Below are 16,880 nucleotides of genomic sequence, written 5' to 3' on the forward strand. Positions count from 1 at the left end.
GTTGAGATTTAATTTTCTTTTATACCAATTGCACTGCTTCAGGTACCCGTTTTTCTTCCAGTAACAGCTCCATGGCTTTATCCCGGATGGCGCTGGCCTCTTCATACGACAAATACGCGTCGTTAGAGAGGAAAGAGAAATTTAATTGTTCATCAAATGTGCTGGCAATAATGCCGTTCGGATTGGCTGATTTAAAGATGAGGATGGGAATATGTACCGCCTCTACTTCAAAGGAGCTGAATTTTTTAGGTATATCCAGCCGGCCCATATTGGAGAACGTAAGATCATTATTACCCCTGGCCGTGCCCAGGTACTGCGATAATTTTTTTACTGACGGGTGCAGGTATTCATTGAGCATGATCTCCTCATACACCTTTAGGTTGGAGAGCTTTTCCGACAGGCGGTTATTCAGCCGCTTTACCTGCTCCTGGAAATCCAGTGTGGGATCTTTATCAATAGATAAGGTGGTGCTGGTGGCAAAACCAAACAGCATATCATCTTTTATTTCCGGGATATAACGCCGCAGGTTCACCGGGCAAAATACCTGGTTCTTTACATTTTTGCTGCCCCTTACATGACGGAACGCCAGCAGGAATGCCGTACACAAAGCTGCATGCATAGTGGTATGCTGTGCCTTGCAACGTTTTACCAGCGCGGCGGTAGCCGCTTTGTCCATTTTCCAGCGTACGGTATAATCCTTACCCCAGCGGATTTGTTTTTTACCGGATACAAAAAGCAGGAACAAACGTAAAATGGCCGCTGTTACCTTGCCTTTGCGCTGTAATTTCTTATCTGATAAAATGGCTTCCGGCACCAGGTCCTCAACCGTATTAAATGTTTCATATTGCCCGATGGCCAGGTCCGGCTGATCCAGCAACGTAAGCATTTCCTTATACAAGGTTACAATGGAGGCGCCGTCGCAAATACAGTGATGGCATACCATAATGAGCTCCGATACTTCTGCGGAGCGCAGCCATACCATGCGCAGCAGCGGGCCATTTTGCATATCAAACCGTTGCTGGCACTCCTTTTCAGATTCCCGCATCCAGTCCTCATCTGATGTGCGTGTGAGGATGCGCACCGGGATATCCGGCACCGGCATGGGAGATACAAACCAGGGCTGCCCCTTGCCATCTTCCTGCACACCTGCGGTCAGCAAGGGATGCCGGGCCTGGATCTTAGCCAGCGCATTCCGCAACGCCACTTCTGTAAAGGAGCCGTTGATCTTTACTGTAAAGGTGATATTCTTTGGAATGGTGCCATCTCCATAAATGAAGCGCTCCAGGAAAAGTAGTTTACGTTTCATGTTCTTAGTTTTAAAAAGCAACCATCTTAGCCTCTGCTGCAAAGCTTTCCAGGTATTCCACTGCCTTATCATTACCACCGGCCTGTACAAAGGTTTCGCGGATGCGCTGTGCAGCGCTGCGGTACTGCGGATTATTGAGCAGCTCCCACATGGATGTTTTAAGATCGTTTACCCGTAAGCGTTTATAGCGCAGCTTAATGCCGCAGCCGGCCTTTTCTATCAGGGATGCGGTATGAAAATGATCATAGGCAATGGGGGTAATGAGCATGGGAAGGCCGTTCACGAAAGTATCGTTCACGGTGTTAAAACCGCCGTGACAGATCACGGCATCCATTTCCGCCATCAGCTCTGATTGCGGTACAAAACCCTGCACAATAAAGTTATCAGGCCATGTTTTAAAAATATCCGGACTGGTGGCGGCAATAATGGTCAAAGGCTGATCGGCAAAGGCTTCTATGAGCTTGCTGAAAAACTCCTTACGAATATCTACCAGCAGCGTGCCCAGGGATACATATACTTTTGGCGTGGTTACTTTACGCAGGCGTTCCCAGTCAAACGGTGTTTCATTGGGGCGGCCTTTTACCGGCCCTACAAATTTCATATGTGCGGGTGCGTTAGGCACATTGGCAAATGTTTGCGAGGTGAACACCAGGTTCAGCTGGTTGGAGTTTACGATTGCCTGTGGTGTATAAATACCAAACTCCTGCTGCAGGGAAAGAATGTTATGCACCCACCAGGCATGCACCTTGGGCGCGCTCATAGCATCGCCTCCCACATCCGGTGGCACAGGGGTGGTAGTTACACAAGGAATGCCTTTGTTGTATGCGCAAATAGCACCGGCAAAGGTGATACAGTCGCTCACGATCACATCCGGCTGAAACTCATCTACAATGCGTTCCAGGCCTTTCATAATGAAGCGGCAAAACGGCATATAGGTTTCTTCCAGCGCCAGCTTCAGGGTTTCTGCACCTGAAATATGCGGGCCATCATCCTGCCGTTTTAATATCCGTTGTATTTCAGGTAAATGTTCTTCCAGTTCTGCATGCGGTACAATGAATTCACCACCGGCAGGTACATGTTTGGCTGCAATTTCCTGGATGCCTGCCCAGGCCACTTTATGGCCGCGGGCTAACAGGCTGGCGCCTACGCTAAGCGTGGGGCTGATATGCCCGAAAAAGGGAGGGACAACGAATAGGTATTTTTTCATAGCGGTAGTTTTTTAATGTGCAGAAGTGCAACTATGCAGATGTGCAGATGTTTCGGATATTGTGCGCAAATATGAGATATGCCTGTTGTCGCTTCATTCTATCTGCACATTTGCATATTTGCACATCTGCCCATTCTCCAGCAGCTCTGCTGTTCTGCCGGTGCCGCCTGCATTTTCAAAAGATGTTTTAACCTGTTGTGCTGCTGCCGCGTATTTCGGGTCCTGCAGCACATCCCACACGGCATTTTTCAAATGTTCTGCTTTAAATCGTTTAAAGTTCAGCCGTACACCGCTTTCCGTAGCGGTTACGCAGCCGGCTACAAAAGACTGGTCATATGCAATAGGGATCACTACCAGCGGCAGGTGATGGGCCAGCGTTTCACACACTGTATTGTGGCCGCCATGGCATACTACGGCATCCAGGTAAGGCAGCAGGCCAAGCTGCGGTACTTTTTCCTGTACAATAAAATTATCCGGCCAGGTATCAAAAAGCGCCGGGTCTGATACCACTACTATCGTAAGCGGCTCATTACCCAATGCTGTGCATACTTTGCTGAAGAAATCTTTTTTATAGGTATGGTCAAAGGTTGTTCCAATAGATACCAGCACTTTATGCGGCTGGCCCATATGGTAAAACCGTTCCCATTCAAAGGGAATATTGGCCGGGCGGTGTGTTATTACCGGCCCTACGAACTGGTAATAATCCGGCAGCACTTTATCGCCAAAAAATGTTTTAGAGGTAAATACCAGCGTAAGCTGGTCAGAACACTGGATGGGTTGTGTAGCTGTTAAGCCTAATGATTGCTGCAGTGCCACTATACGCTGATCGCCCCATTCTTTTACCTTGGGCAAATCGTCCATGGCGCGTACTGCGGCGGGCGCTGTAACGGCGGTGGCATACGGAATACCCTTTTTAACGGCCGCCATGGCGCCGGCAAACAGCTCATGGTCATTGATCACCACATCCGGCTGAAAAGTATCCAGCCATTCCAGAATGCCGGGAAACATATACCTGTTCAGCGGCACCAGCACATCGTCATACAGGAACTTAATGCTTTCCACGCCGTACACATTCTTTTGCTGGATGGCATCCATGTAGGGCTGGTTCTCTTCTCCATTATTGGTTTCATCATACCGGATCAGCAGCAGCTGTCCACCGGGAGGCAGTTTTTCCTGCAGGGCAGGTTCCAGGCTTATCCAGCCCACTTCATGCCCGCGCAGCAGCAATTCCGCGCCTACGCTCAGCGTTGGATTAATATGACCCGTTAATGGTGGAACAACAAAAGCAAATTTTGCCATAGCCGTTATGCTTAGTCTTGAGTGTCAAAAAAATCTTTCAGTGCATTGCCAATGGTAAAGGGTTCCTGCACCGGTATGTTATGATCGCCGTTCACAAACAGTAAACGGGCATCTTTTATTTTTTCCTGCAGCTCCAGCCCGGCGCTTATACAATCGGAATCCTTACCGTAAATAAGCAGCGTTTCATGCGGTATATCCTTTATACCTCCGTTGCTGAAGAAATGCCTTTCCTGCTGCATATCCTGCCGGATGCTGCTTTCCTTCAACAGAAATTCGTAGAGCCGGTGCCTGCGTTCCAGCTGCCGTTTGCCCATTTTGGCAGGGGAGTGATCACCCTGCCCGTTCACAAAATGTACCAGCAGCTCTTTGCTGTACACATCCACTACGTTCATGGTTTCCTGCTCATAAGGATTGGGACTTTCAATGATTGCCAGCTTTTTAATTTTTTCCGGGTGGCGGATGGCTGTTTTCAGGGCAATCAATCCGCCATAGCTGTAACCCGCCAGGTACACGGATGTTAGCTGTAAAGCCTCCATCAGCGCTAACAGCTCATCGCTCATGGATTGCAGGTCATAACCATGCTGCGAGCGGCCGCTCATGCCATGGCCTTTCAGGTCGTATAACACCACATGGTAACGTTCCGCCAGTATGGGTGCAATGTTAAAGTACCAGATAGAGAGATTGGTGAACATACCATGTACCATTAACACGGTTTCTGCTGCTCCCTTGTTCATCTCCTGCAGGTGAATGCGTGTATGTGGCAGGTCCACTACAGGCATGACTGAATGTATTTGGTAATATCGCCCAGGTTCAGGCTAATGATCTGGTCCAGGTCCATATTGGATAACCAGCCGGTAAAATCAATGTCTTTGCCGAAATAGTTTTTTACTTTTTCAGAAAAGGCTACGATCTCAATGCTGTCCATTTCCAGGTCTTTGGTAAAGGAGCTGGCTGCTGTAATATCCAGGTCTTCCACAAATTCTTCACCTATTACTTCTGTGATGAATTGTTTCAGTACAGGCAGGATCTCTGCTTCGCTCAGCTTAGCGGGTTGTGTTAACTGGTCCATCCGATAATGTAGTTTTTGTATTGAATAGTTTGAATGTGTACGCCTTGTATGGTTAAGGTTTCCCCGTTAATGGCTTCTACCACATAAGCCTTGGGATTGCCCTGCAGGCCTTTGCCCAGTGATTTGCCATAGGCTTCTTTGGCTACCCAGTAGCGGGTAAGCCACTCTGCATGGCTGCGGTTGCCCAGCAGCGCCAGCTCTGCGGGGTCAAACACCAGCTCTTCAAAAGCGGTGTTGTGCTCCCGTATTTCTTCTATGTCAATGCCTACGGGTTTGCCAAAACGGGCAATGGCTACGGCATCTGTATTTTTATGCGCCAGGGAAATGTGGATGTTGCCGGTCATATCGCCTGCTGTAAAGGGCTGGCCTGCTTCATTGGACTGGATGGCAAATTCCACCGGGTAATACAGGTTACCTGCTTCCAGCAGCAGGGCCTTTACCGCATCTTTTACGGCTACCCGGCTAATGACCCATTCTTTCTTTTTATGCAGGGGCAGGCTGTTGTGATGTTTTTTCTCCTCCTGGTTAAAATAACGTTTCACTATAAAATCCCAGGAGTTCACGCGGCTATAAGCATTGTGGAACATAAACACACCGGGCACAATCTCTTTTGCCAGTGTATGTTTGGGAGAGATGAGCGCATTCCACAGCGGTTCATCAATTTCCAGGCGGCGGTTTTGCCAGCCGCGGATGATGGCCCATACCTTATTATCCCGTTTCAGGATAAAATCTGCAAATGCAAATTCATCGTTTAGGGAAGTTAGCTGGCAGGTGCATTCAAAGCTGCCCTGCTGGTCTTCCATCTGCTGGTAGAACTCTACTTCCTGGATCTTAACGGGGAAAGCTATACGGTCTTTGGGCAGGGTTAGCTGCAGCCATAATCCAAACAGCTGCCCGGCATTATCCAGCAGGGAGCCTTTGCCGGCGCCGCCTTCAATAATACCGGTAATGCCTTTTTCCGCAATTACCTTTACTTCGGTAATGCCCTGGTATGCGGGCCCGTGGAACATGCGCTGGGAGTAGATCTGCTGCGGCGTGATAGCAATCTGCAAAGGCGTGCCAATATCTGCTGCCGTTTTTTCCGGCGTGCCATATTGCTGTGATAACTGTACTTCTGCATTGGCATATTTTTCCAGGTCCAGGTAAATACGGTCAGGTGTTTTCCATTCTCCTTTTACGGTTTCGCGGAAGGGGGCGGCCACATTCATCCACTGGAACACTTTTACCTGCATGATCTTTTGTACTTCCATGCCGGGCGCGTTCTCTTTGGCTATGTCGCCAAACATTTCCAGGATCATGGTCATGGGTATTACGGGCTCACAATCATCTGCACAATGCCAGCCCGGCCTTTGGCGTATCAGGGAATGGTCTATGAGGTAAGGATGTGTATCCAGCGATACATCCAGCTTTTTTACTACCGGCTGCTTTTGCAGCGGGGCCGTGGGCATAGCCGTATGTGCATGGCCGTTAGTTCCGTTGCGATGGCTGGCCTTTTGCTGGAATATTTCCATTACAGATTGCTGTATGTCTGATATTTCTGCAAAATTGTTCAGCAAAGCCTGCATCAGGGGCGAGGATGCTGTTTCCGGCACTGCGCTGCGGCCGGCAGCAGGTACTGACAGCTTTTTCAGGGAAGGCAGCTCCCGCACAATGGGAGAGCCCAACTGCAGTTTTATAGAGCGGTTGGCTGGTTTACTTTTTATAGTTGAAGTTACGGCTGCAGGTGCTTCCATAAAAGTGCTGTCAACTGCCTGGCCTTCTACAAACAGGGCCGCCAGTACGCGTTGCAGCTGTGTGATGCCGGAGCGGGTGGGCACGCTGGCGGCTACTGCGCTGTAATTTTTTTGTTTCAGCGTATCATCCACAAAACCTATTAAACCGCCGGCGCCTACCTGTACGAATATACGTACACCGGTTTCATACAATTTCTCTGTAAGCTCCCGGAAACGTACAGGTTCTACCAAATGCTCCACGCTCAGCGCGCGGATGGCAGCAACATCATCCGGGTAAGTGCTTAAGGTAGTGGCAGACCATACCGGCACTGACGCCTGCTGGAATTCCAATTGGTTCATACCATCCAGCAGCAGCTCCAGCTTGTCTTTTACAAAAGGGGAGTGAAAGCCTGACTGGAAGGGCAGCACCTGGTAAAAAACCTGTTCTGCTTTTAAGGTATGGATAAATTCTTCTACCGCTTCATTGGTGCCGCAAAGGATCACCTGCTGCGGGCAGTTATCAATAGAAAGGTAAATGTCTTTAGTGGCGGCCAGTAATGGTTCTAGCCGCTCGTACCCGCAACCTGCTACCAGGAAGGTGGCGTTCTTTTGTTCAAACAGGGCAGGGTCTAACTGCGCCTGCAGGCGTAACAATGATTGCTCTGTTACCATTTCAGCAGCGCGGCCGGCCAGCCACTCACCCAGGCTATGCCCTGCATTCAGGTGCGGTTGCACACCTAATAACTTCAGGGCGCTATCCAGGATACTGCTGTTCTCCATTTGCTGCTGCGCAGCGCCTAACACGCCATCGGCAGCGGCTACACGCGGTAAACCCGGCAGGTTAAAATACTGCGCTACGCTGCTGGTTTCGCCACCGGCCAGGCCATCCAGACCGGGGAACAGGAAGGCTATTTTACCCCCCTGTAATAACATGGCTTCGTTGGAGAACCAGATGTCCTGCCGGTTACGCCAGGGCACATCTTTATTTATAATTTTTATAGCGCGTTGGATACGTTCGGGTGTGGGATCAAAAATGGCGATGCGGTAAGCGCCTTCACCGGTAAAGGTTTCATTGGTTTCTAATGCCTGCAGCAGTGCAGCTTTATCAGGCCTTGCGAGTAAAAGCACCGCATCTTTTTGCGCAACAGCGCCAATGCCGTTGAATTGTTTTTTGGAAATACCTTCCTGCATACTCACGGCTTCCATTACTACATGCGCATTGATTCCGCCAAAGCCAAACGCGTTCACCCCGGCACGGCGCGGCAGCCCGGTTTCATCCCAGGGCGTAACGTTGTGTATTGGTGTGAACCGTGTTTTTTCCATAAAAGGTAAAGGCTCTTCGCAATGCAGGGTAGGAGGCAGCTGGCCGTGATGCAGTGCCAGCGCGGTTTTAATAAGCCCTGCTATACCGGCTGCTGGCATGGCATGGCCTATCATGGATTTAATAGTGCCAATGCCTGCTTTGGGTAAAGCTGCTGCGCTGCCAAATACATTCAGCAGGGTTTCCAGCTCTGTTTTGTCGCCCAGCTGGGTGGCGGTACCATGCGCTTCTATCAGGCCAATATCGCGCAGATCAGCGCCGGCCTGCTGCCAGGCTTGCAGAATGGCCTTTGTTTGTCCTTTTACGGAGGGGCTCATTACGCTTACGCCTGCGCCATCGCTGGATACGCCTACACCCTTAACGACCGCGTATATACGATGTCCGTCGCGGATGGCATCTTCCAGCCTTTTCAGTACTACAAAACCGCAGCCTTCTCCAATGATCACTCCATCTGCGCGTTGGTCAAAAGGCCGGATCTGCTGGTTGCGTGATAAGGCGCCCAGCTGAGTGAAGATGCTCCAGAAAGGCGCGTTCTGCGAGGCATGTACGCCGCCGGCTATTACCATATCAGAACGCCGGCTGCTCAGCTCCTGCACGGCATGGTCTACTGCTATGAGGGAGCTTGCGCAGGCGGCATCAATGGTATAGGCGGTACCGCCCAGGTTCAGGCGGTTAGCCACCAGAGAGGCTACCAGGTTAGGGATCAGGCCCATGGCCGTATCCGGGCCAAAGCGGCCTTTCTTTACCTGGAACTCTTTTTTAACCAGGTCTAATTCTTCTGATCTTAAATTGGGTAGCAGGTGCTGCAATACCCGTACTATTTGTTCACCAGTTCTAATAATTTCAATACCTCTTACTGCGCCGGGGCCGGGGTAGTTCCCTTTGCCAATGATGATGCCTGTTTTTTCCAGCGATAAATTCTTTTCAAACACCCCTGCATCATTCAGCGCTTTATGGGCCAGGTGTAAGGCCAGCAGCTGCTCTGGTTCCGTGCTTTCCACCACCAGCGGCAGAATGCCAAATTGTATAGGATCAAATTCTGCAAAATCATCTATAAACCCGCCGCGCCGGCAGTAGAACCGGTCTACCGCTACCTCCCCGTCAAAGAACATACTTTCCATCCGGTTTTCCGGTACGGTCTGTATCGCATCCACCCTGTTGATGATATTTTTCCAGAAAGCAGCTACATCAGGGGCGCCCGGGAAAATGCAGGACATACCTATGATAGCTACGTTTATGTTGTGGTCCATTTTTATGATTTATTTCCCTCTTTCTCTATCAGAAAGTAACATTACCGGCCATGATCACTACCTGGCTTTCATTGCCATACTTCAGTTCATCAATAAAGATCTCCATACCATCGCCCAACGGTATTAAGGCTATGCCGCGGCGTTCGTATTCCTTTTCCAGCGAGGGGGATACCATGCCGGTACCTTTCCAGGGGCCCCAGTTAATGGCCATTACCTTGGCTTTCAGCTGCTGTTTCAGCACCCGTGCATAACGGTCCATTACACTGTTGGCTGCTGCATAATCTGTTTGCCCGCGGTTACCGTATACAGAGGCTACACTGGAGAAGAGGATCACGAACTGCGTATCTGCATTCAGGTGCTCAGCCAGCACACGCAGTGGTGTTACTTTGGTGGAGAATACGCGCTCAAAGGATTCCGGTGTTTTCTGGTGGAACAGCTTATCTTCCAGCAGGCCTGCGCCGTGCACCACGCCATCAATACGGCCATACTCTTTATACACCTGGCTCATGAAAGCACGCAGGGCGGCTTCATTCCGCAGGTCAAGCGAATGATAGCTAACAGTTGCGCCATTGTGTTCCATGGCAGTGAAGGTATTCAGGATCTGGTTATGTTTATGGATCTCTGCTGCACGTTTTTCAATGTCGGCCGGTTTTTTCAGCTCACCTTGCGCTACCAGGTGCTGGCGGATCTCGTCTTTAGTTTTGAGATGCACCAGGCTTTCCTGTGACAGCTTGCGCGGATCTGCAGAGCGGCCTACCAGGATATAGTGACAGGGATATTCTTTAGAGAAACGGATCATGAGCTCCGCGGTAATGCCTTGTGCGCCGCCAAATACCAGCACCACGGATTGTTTGGTGAGGCGGATATCGGACGTAACACCAATGGTAAGCGGTGCATGTACCGGTTCCAGCGTTTGGCGCTGCCCGTTAAGGTAGGTAACTTCTGCAGGGCCTTCCGGGTGCAGAATTTCATCTAATGCAATGGCGGCAATTTTTTCCGGCGACAGCTTATTGGCCAGGTTAATTGTGCGGCAGGTGGTATGCTCATATTCTTTATCCAGGCTTTTAAAAAAGCCGCTGTAACCCTGGAAGTGCTGCAGCAACAGCGGATCTGCCGCGGGTGTTACATGCCCGTCAAAATCAGAGAGGGCATATACCCATTTCACTTTCTCAAAATCCAGCTTCTTCACCATGAAAACGGAGGTGATAATATCGCTTCTTTTTGGCGAGGAGAAAATATCCAGTATAATAAGGCCGTGATAAGCTTCCAGTGAATCGGTGGCTGCTATGATGGTGGCTTGTGCACCCTGCTGTTCCAGCAGCTGTTTAACCGCTGTTGCAATGGGGCCGCCGCCATCATCTGTTATGGCAAAGTGTAATCCTTTTAATTCTGCGGGCGACAGGCGCTGCATGGCGGAAGGTGTAAGCTCAAAGCGCAGGCGGGAAATTTTCTCCTTCAGGCTTTCTTTCACAAAACCTTCTTCAATGATCTTTTTGGCTTCCTGCACCGGTTCAAAATTACCGGCGGTGCTTTCTGCTATCCAGCTGATCAAACCCTGTAAGGTTTTTATGGAGGCCAGCTTTTCCATCATCTCCTCTCCATTGCCATTGGCCTGCTGCAGGCCGCCCAGGCGGGTTTTCAGCTCTCCAATGATCTCCATACGTTTAATGGAGTCAATGCTCAGGTCTGCTTCCAGGTCCAGCTCAAGGCCCAGCATATCCGGCGGGTAACCGGTTTTTTCACTTACTACATTTAAGAGTACGGTTTGTATCTCTGTAACAGATAAACCTTTGGAGGGTGTTGTTGCTGCCTGGATAGTAGCTGCGGGTATGGGGGCCGGTGCTGCTGTGGTGTTTTCCTGTGCGTTGGTTGTTAACCAGTCCACCAGCCCTTTCAGTGTTTTTATAGCAGCCAGCTGCTCCACCAGCGATTCTTCACTGTGCGTGCTGCTGCTAAAGCCACCCAGGCGGGTTTTCAGCTCTCCAATGATCTCCATGCGTTTAATGGAATCAATGCTCAGGTCTGCTTCCAGGTCCATTTCCATGCCCAGCATATCTGAGGGATAACCGGTTTTATCGCTGATCACTGCCAGCAGAATGGCCTTTACATCTTTTTCCGCGGTTACGGTTTGCACTCCATTCGTGTAAGCATGCCCGTTTGATCCGTTATTATGATGGCCGTTATTGCCATTGTGTCCATTGGTTCCGTTATAACCATTGCTGATATTAGTGATGTTTGTGCCATCGGTATGTACGGCAATGATCTTGCGGGGCGACAGGTCCGGCGCTGGAAGATCGGCGCTGTGGAAGCTTTGCGGGGTATGGCCCAGGTAACCTAAAATTACATCGCGCTGCGCCTGTACAATATGTTTCAGGCTGTTCAGGTAAGCTTCTACCATTTGTTCTGCACCGCTGTTGTGGTTGATCACTACTGTATTAGGCTCTGTACCTTTTAAAACCAGTGGTGTCATAATGGGCATTGCGCCATGGGCCGGCAGCTTACCATAAGCGGGTACTGCCATCTGCCCGTTCACCAGCCAAACGGTGCCAGGTTTTTTGTACTGGTCAATGGCTTCCAGATCCAGCTGTTTTACATTACGGCCGTCAAATAAACGGTCCAGCTGCACGGTTCTGCCACTGGCCATGTAGCGGGCAATGGTGTGCAGCAGGTGGGTAATGCCCGGCTGGTCTTTATCTTCTGTATGCAGGATCAGCTCATCATCACCTATAATAGACCTGGTAAGGTTGCTTAACACTTTACCCGGACCTACTTCAATGAATACACGTGCGCCCTGTGCATACATCTGTTCTATTTCTTCTGTAAAACGTACCGGCTGTACCAGGTGTGTTGCCAGTCTTTCCTTAATGGCTGCGGGCTCTGTAGGGTATGCTGCTGCTGTGGTGTTAGACCATACGGGAATAACCGGCGTTTTAAAATCTGCATCCTTCAGCGCATTGGCAAATAAGCCTTTGGCGCCGGACAGCAGAGGGCTGTGGAATGCGCAGGCTACTTCCAGCGGCTGGAAGGAGATGTTGGCGGCTGTTAGCTTGGCCGACAGTCTTGCTATAGCGGGTGTGGCGCCGGCCATTACCCATTGCAGGGGCGAGTTGTGGTTCACCAGGTACACATCGGCTTCCCCTTCAATGGCGCTGGTTAACACTTCTTCCCTGCAGCTCAGGGCCAGCATGGCGCCTTTATCAGCTCCAATAGCATCCAGTATAGAAGCGGCTCTTTTTTCACTTAAAGGCAGCAGCTGATCTTCTTCAAACACTTTGGCAAAACACAGGGCCGGCAGCTCGCCATAGCTGTGGCCTGCCAGCATATCCGGCACAATGCCCAGCTCCTGTAAAAAGGTGGCAATGGCCAGATCCACCATACCTAAAAGCGGTTGCGCCAGGCGGGTGTCTTTAATGGCATTGCGCTGCGCTTTGGCGGCTGTTTCATCAAAAACAGCGGAGGGGAACAGGATCTGTTCATACTGCGGTTTGTCTTTCAGCAAACGGCGCATTACCGGGAAAGTAACAAACAGCTCACGCGCCATATTCACCCGCTGGCTGCCCTGTCCGGGAAACAGGAAGGCTACTTTACCTTCCAGCTGCTGTGTGGTGTACACGCCGTTGGTAGCGGCGCCGGACAAGGCTAGGTCCAGCTTTAGCAGCAGGTCGTCTGCGCTGTCTGCCACAATACATAACTGAACGGCTGAAGTGTGGTTTTTATAAAGGCTGAAGGCGATGTCCTTCAACGGAATGTTATCATTTTTTTCCAGCAGGCCTTTTACTTTCAGCAGCTGTTGCCGTGCTGCTTCATAAGTTGCGCCACGGAACACGAACAGCTCGGCCGGCCAGGAATTGAGCACAGTGGCCGGTTGCGGCGTATTCACATCATTCTCTATCACTGCATGGAAGTTGGTGCCGCCAAAACCAAATGCGCTGATGCCTGCTACTCTTTTATCCTCGTTCCAGATGCCGGTTTGCGTGTTAAAGGCAAAGGGGCTGGTGGCTGCGTTATAAAAACTATTTGGATCTTTCAGGTGCAGGGTAGGTGGTTTTACACCGTGGTATACTGACAGCGCTGCTTTAATAAGCCCTGCCAGACCGGCGGCACACTTGGTATGCCCTATCTGTGTTTTTACAGAGCCCAGGTGTGTTTGCGCATGGGTAGCGCCGGAGCGGATGAGCATATCGGATATAGCGCTTAGCTCTGTTTTATCACCTACTACTGTGCCGGTGCCATGTGCTTCTATGAGCCCTACGCTTACCGGTGAAATACCGGCCTGCTCGTAGGCCCGTTGCAGGGCGCTGGTTTGGCCGGCTTTGCGTGGTGCGGTAAGGCCCAGGCTTTTACCATCACTGGAGCCGCCTACACCTTTTATTACTGCGTAAATGGTATCACCATCGCGCTGGGCATCTTCCACACGTTTCAGCACCATCATGGCAATGCCTTCACCCAGCGTAGTGCCGTCTGCGTTAGCATCAAAGGTGGCGCATTTGCCCTTGCGGCTTAATGCGTGTGTGCTGGAAAACATCAGGTAATCATTAATGCTGTTGTGCAGGTCTGCTGCACCGGCTATTACCATGTCGGATTTTTCCAGGATCAGCTCCTGGCAGGCCAGGTCAATAGCTGCCAGGGAGGAGGCACAGGCAGCATCTACCGTGTAGTTACGCCCGCCCAGGTCTAAACGGTTGGTGATACGGCCGGCAATTACATTGGCCAGCACACCGGGGAATGAATCTTCTGTGAGCTTGGGCAAAACTTCATGCAGCTCTGCCGGCATTTCTCCGAAGATCTGGGTAAAGAGGGAGCGGAAGCCATAGCTGTTGGCCAGGTCCGTGCCCGCCTCTGTACCAATAATCACAGATATATTTTCACGGTTAATATTCAGCTCACCATAACCTGCGTTATCCAGCGCCTGTTTGGCTACCAGTAAGCTTAACAGCTGCGTGGGGTCAATGGCTGCCAGGGATTGCGGGGGAATGCCAAAGGCTACGGGATCAAAATCTATTTTAGGAATAAAACCGCCCCATTTGGAAGGCGTTTTTTCTCCGTTGGTAGATGCGGGATCATAGTAGAGTGATTTGTTCCAGCGTTCATCCGGCACTTCTGTTACACAATCTTTACCCAGTATAATATTACGCCAGTATTCTTCTGTGTTGCGTGCGCCGGGGTAAATACAGGCCATGCCTACAATGGCTACGTTCAGCGCTTTTTCCGGCGCATGAGGCATAGCGGGTAATGCTGCCTGTTCTATAATGGCATAATTATCTGCTGCTACTGTTTTGTGCAGATCTGCAATGGTGGTGATACGGTCCCTTAAGGCCGCTACCTGGCCTATCATGTACATGCCGCCGGTAAGCTGGTCTGCTGTATTAATGTTCAGCAGCTCATTGCCGCGGCGTTCTATACCTTTGGCGGCTATACGTAAACGGCCTACGTTCAGCTGTTCCAGCTGCGCCCATATTTCTTTTTTATCGGCGCCGGCTGATTGTAAACGTTCTTTTTCTACATTAAAGAAATCGGCAAATGGGGTATACAGGCAGCGGGTTTCATGGCCTGGTGCGGTTTCCAGTAAAATGGTGTCTTTATGGTTAATGGCTTGTTCCTGGAACTGGGGCAGGATGGCGCCGCTGCTTACGGCTTCCTGTGTATAGATATAGGCGGTGCCCATTAGTACGCCGGTTTTAGCGCCGCGTGCTGCTAAGGGGGCTGCCATTACGGAAATAAAGGCGGCGGACAATGCATCATGTATACCACCGGCAAAGAATACACTGAACTGGTCGGCATGCTCTTCCTGCAGCAAACGTTCTACCTGCCGCTCCCATAACACCAGGCTGGATAAGGGGCCTACGTGGCCGCCGCATTCCCGGCCTTCAAACACAAAACGTTTTGCTCCTTCTTTAATGAACATGTCCAGCAAAGAAGTAGATGGTACATGCAGGTAGGTTTTAATGCCTGCCTGCTCCAGCGATTTAGCCTGTGAAGGCCTGCCGCCGGCTATTAATACAATGGGTGGTTTTTCATCTTTAATATAAGCGATCTGCTCTTCCCTTAATTCAGGCGGCGCAAATCCCAGTATGCCTACGCCCCAGGGTTTGTTGCCTGCCAGAGTTTTGGTTTGCTGGATCAGCTTTTTGGCGGGTTCGCCTTTTAATAAGGAAAGCGCTACAAAGGGCAGCCCGCCTGCATCTGCTACTGCGGCGGCAAAGGCAGGTACATCACTTACGCGGGTCATGGGGCCTTGTGCAATAGGATAGGGGATGTTCAGCTCTTTGGATAAGGCATTGCCCGGGCTTAATACATTTAATGCTTTGGCTTGCTGCAGGTGGCCGTAAGCGGCTTCCTGCAAACCAAATATTAAGCGGTTCAGTTTTTTGTAACGTAAAACCAGGTCAATACCAATGGCTATATCCTGGCCCAGGGGTAAATAACCTTTATCCATATCCGTTATACCCAGGTAAGGCGCTAAGTCTTGCCGGGTGGCCTTTTCAGGCAGCAGGGGTGAATTGGGCCTTGCCAGCACACGGTAATGATCTATTATGCGGGTTTCATTACCATTCAGCTTTTCACAGATATTTTTAATGGGGGCAGGTACATTACTTTCCGGGAATAATGCCAGCTGGCTGTCCAGCACCACACCGGTAGCGCCGGTAGCTGCCAGCGCTGCGGCGGTGTGTATGCCTACGCCGCCCTGCACCCATATTTCCAGTCCGCTTATTTCCCGTATCACGCGCTGGAACAGGATGTAGGATGATTCATCGCTCACGGTGCCTGCGCCTTCATTTCCTTTTATAATAATGCCCTGTGCATTGGCTGCTTTGGCTTTGTGCGCCTCACCAACCGCATGCACCTGGTAATAAGCTGCTACGTGTTTGGGTAACGTTATTTTAAAACCATAAGGAATAATTGCCAGTGTAACCTGTGCTGGCAGGGAAATGGAGGCCAGCTGCTCATCTGCAAAACATACACCGAAAGGCTGGCTGGTTTTTGCGGTAATGGTGTTTAGTGCGGTCTGGGCTTTTGACAGATCACGGCCCAAATGAAGTACAGGAAAGGCTTTTGCTTTCAGCAGGGCCAATACAAGGCCTGCATCCGGTTGCTCCAGGGGAGTCACTCCGATAATTTTTATTTTTCCCATGGTTATGGTTTTATTCCGGCAAAGTATACCAATGTAAACAGGTAGTGTAAGCTGTTAGCTACAAGGTTTTTTATGTTACATACCGGATATGTTCTATGGTTATTACGAATAGCTGGTTCTATTGTTCCTATATATACGGCCTATTTGCCTGGATGGGTTCTCAAAAAAATATATATTAAAACTACTTATAGGTGTAACCAGGCAAGGCGCTTTCAATAAAGACAGAAAAGGTTTTTCAATCTTCCCGAGGGAGTAAAGATTAAAATAGGGCCGTATTTAAAAGATATAGTCCACTGGTTCTAAAATCCAATCTGTTATTTCACACTTCACATGTTATTTCACATGCGTATTATCGCTGACATGCATTCTCATTTAAATGTTTTATCAATTGCATGATCAGCCGAAAAGTGATGCTAAAACAATCATGGTTTTTATTTCATCATGAGCAAGGTGGTAAAATGTAAGGTTCATAGGTGTGTATTTTGAGTAATTCTTACATGAATTTACAAAAAAAGCAAACGGTGATCCGGTGGTAACATGTTTTTAACACGCCAATTTCATTTAGGGTAAGAATATACATTTTC

At 49.9% G+C, this 16,880-nt stretch carries 7 protein-coding genes; all 7 read right to left on the reverse strand.

Annotated elements, in window-relative coordinates; all coding sequences use genetic code 11:
• Positions 1-19 precede the first annotated feature (19 nt).
• Entirely contained in the window at positions 20-1,306 is a 1,287-nt protein-coding gene (locus KVT36_RS12385) for a condensation domain-containing protein (RefSeq protein WP_217603813.1), read from the reverse strand.
• Positions 1,307-1,316: 10 nt separating this feature from the next.
• Positions 1,317-2,513: a glycosyltransferase gene (locus KVT36_RS12390; RefSeq protein WP_217603814.1), complete on the reverse strand. Its 1,197-nt coding sequence runs from the start codon at positions 2,511-2,513 to the stop codon at positions 1,317-1,319.
• 93 nt (positions 2,514-2,606) lie between these two features.
• Positions 2,607-3,812: a glycosyltransferase gene (locus tag KVT36_RS12395; protein WP_217603815.1), complete on the reverse strand. Its 1,206-nt coding sequence runs from the start codon at positions 3,810-3,812 to the stop codon at positions 2,607-2,609.
• A gap of 11 nt (positions 3,813-3,823) precedes the next feature.
• On the reverse strand, positions 3,824-4,591 hold the full coding sequence (locus KVT36_RS12400; RefSeq protein ID WP_217603816.1) for an alpha/beta fold hydrolase: 768 nt from the start codon (positions 4,589-4,591) through the stop codon (positions 3,824-3,826).
• Entirely contained in the window at positions 4,582-4,881 is a 300-nt protein-coding gene (locus KVT36_RS12405) for a phosphopantetheine-binding protein (protein ID WP_217603817.1), read from the reverse strand. Before KVT36_RS12405 ends, KVT36_RS12400 begins: the two co-directional genes overlap by 10 nt.
• On the reverse strand, positions 4,869-9,164 hold the full coding sequence (locus tag KVT36_RS12410; protein WP_217603818.1) for a type I polyketide synthase: 4,296 nt from the start codon (positions 9,162-9,164) through the stop codon (positions 4,869-4,871). The genes KVT36_RS12405 and KVT36_RS12410 overlap by 13 nt, the downstream gene beginning before the upstream one ends.
• Positions 9,165-9,192: 28 nt before the next feature.
• Positions 9,193-16,296 (reverse strand): type I polyketide synthase, encoded by a 7,104-nt coding sequence (locus KVT36_RS12415; protein ID WP_217603819.1) that lies wholly within the window; start codon positions 16,294-16,296, stop codon positions 9,193-9,195.
• Between the last annotated feature and the right edge of the window lie 584 nt (positions 16,297-16,880).

Source organism: Chitinophaga sp. GbtcB8 (assembly GCF_019091455.1).
Classification (GTDB): domain Bacteria; phylum Bacteroidota; class Bacteroidia; order Chitinophagales; family Chitinophagaceae; genus Chitinophaga.

Bases quoted from the DNA above. Each gene is read 5' to 3' on its own strand.
- KVT36_RS12405 (WP_217603817.1), bottom strand. From the start codon at position 4,881: ATGGACCAGTTAACACAACCCGCTAAGCTGAGCGAAGCAGAGATCCTG.
- KVT36_RS12400 (WP_217603816.1), bottom strand. From the start codon at position 4,591: ATGCCTGTAGTGGACCTGCCACATACACGCATTCACCTGCAGGAGATG.
- KVT36_RS12415 (WP_217603819.1), bottom strand. From the start codon at position 16,296: ATGGGAAAAATAAAAATTATCGGAGTGACTCCCCTGGAGCAACCGGAT.
- KVT36_RS12410 (WP_217603818.1), bottom strand. From the start codon at position 9,164: ATGGACCACAACATAAACGTAGCTATCATAGGTATGTCCTGCATTTTC.
- KVT36_RS12395 (WP_217603815.1), bottom strand. From the start codon at position 3,812: ATGGCAAAATTTGCTTTTGTTGTTCCACCATTAACGGGTCATATTAAT.
- KVT36_RS12385 (WP_217603813.1), bottom strand. From the start codon at position 1,306: ATGAAACGTAAACTACTTTTCCTGGAGCGCTTCATTTATGGAGATGGC.
- KVT36_RS12390 (WP_217603814.1), bottom strand. From the start codon at position 2,513: ATGAAAAAATACCTATTCGTTGTCCCTCCCTTTTTCGGGCATATCAGC.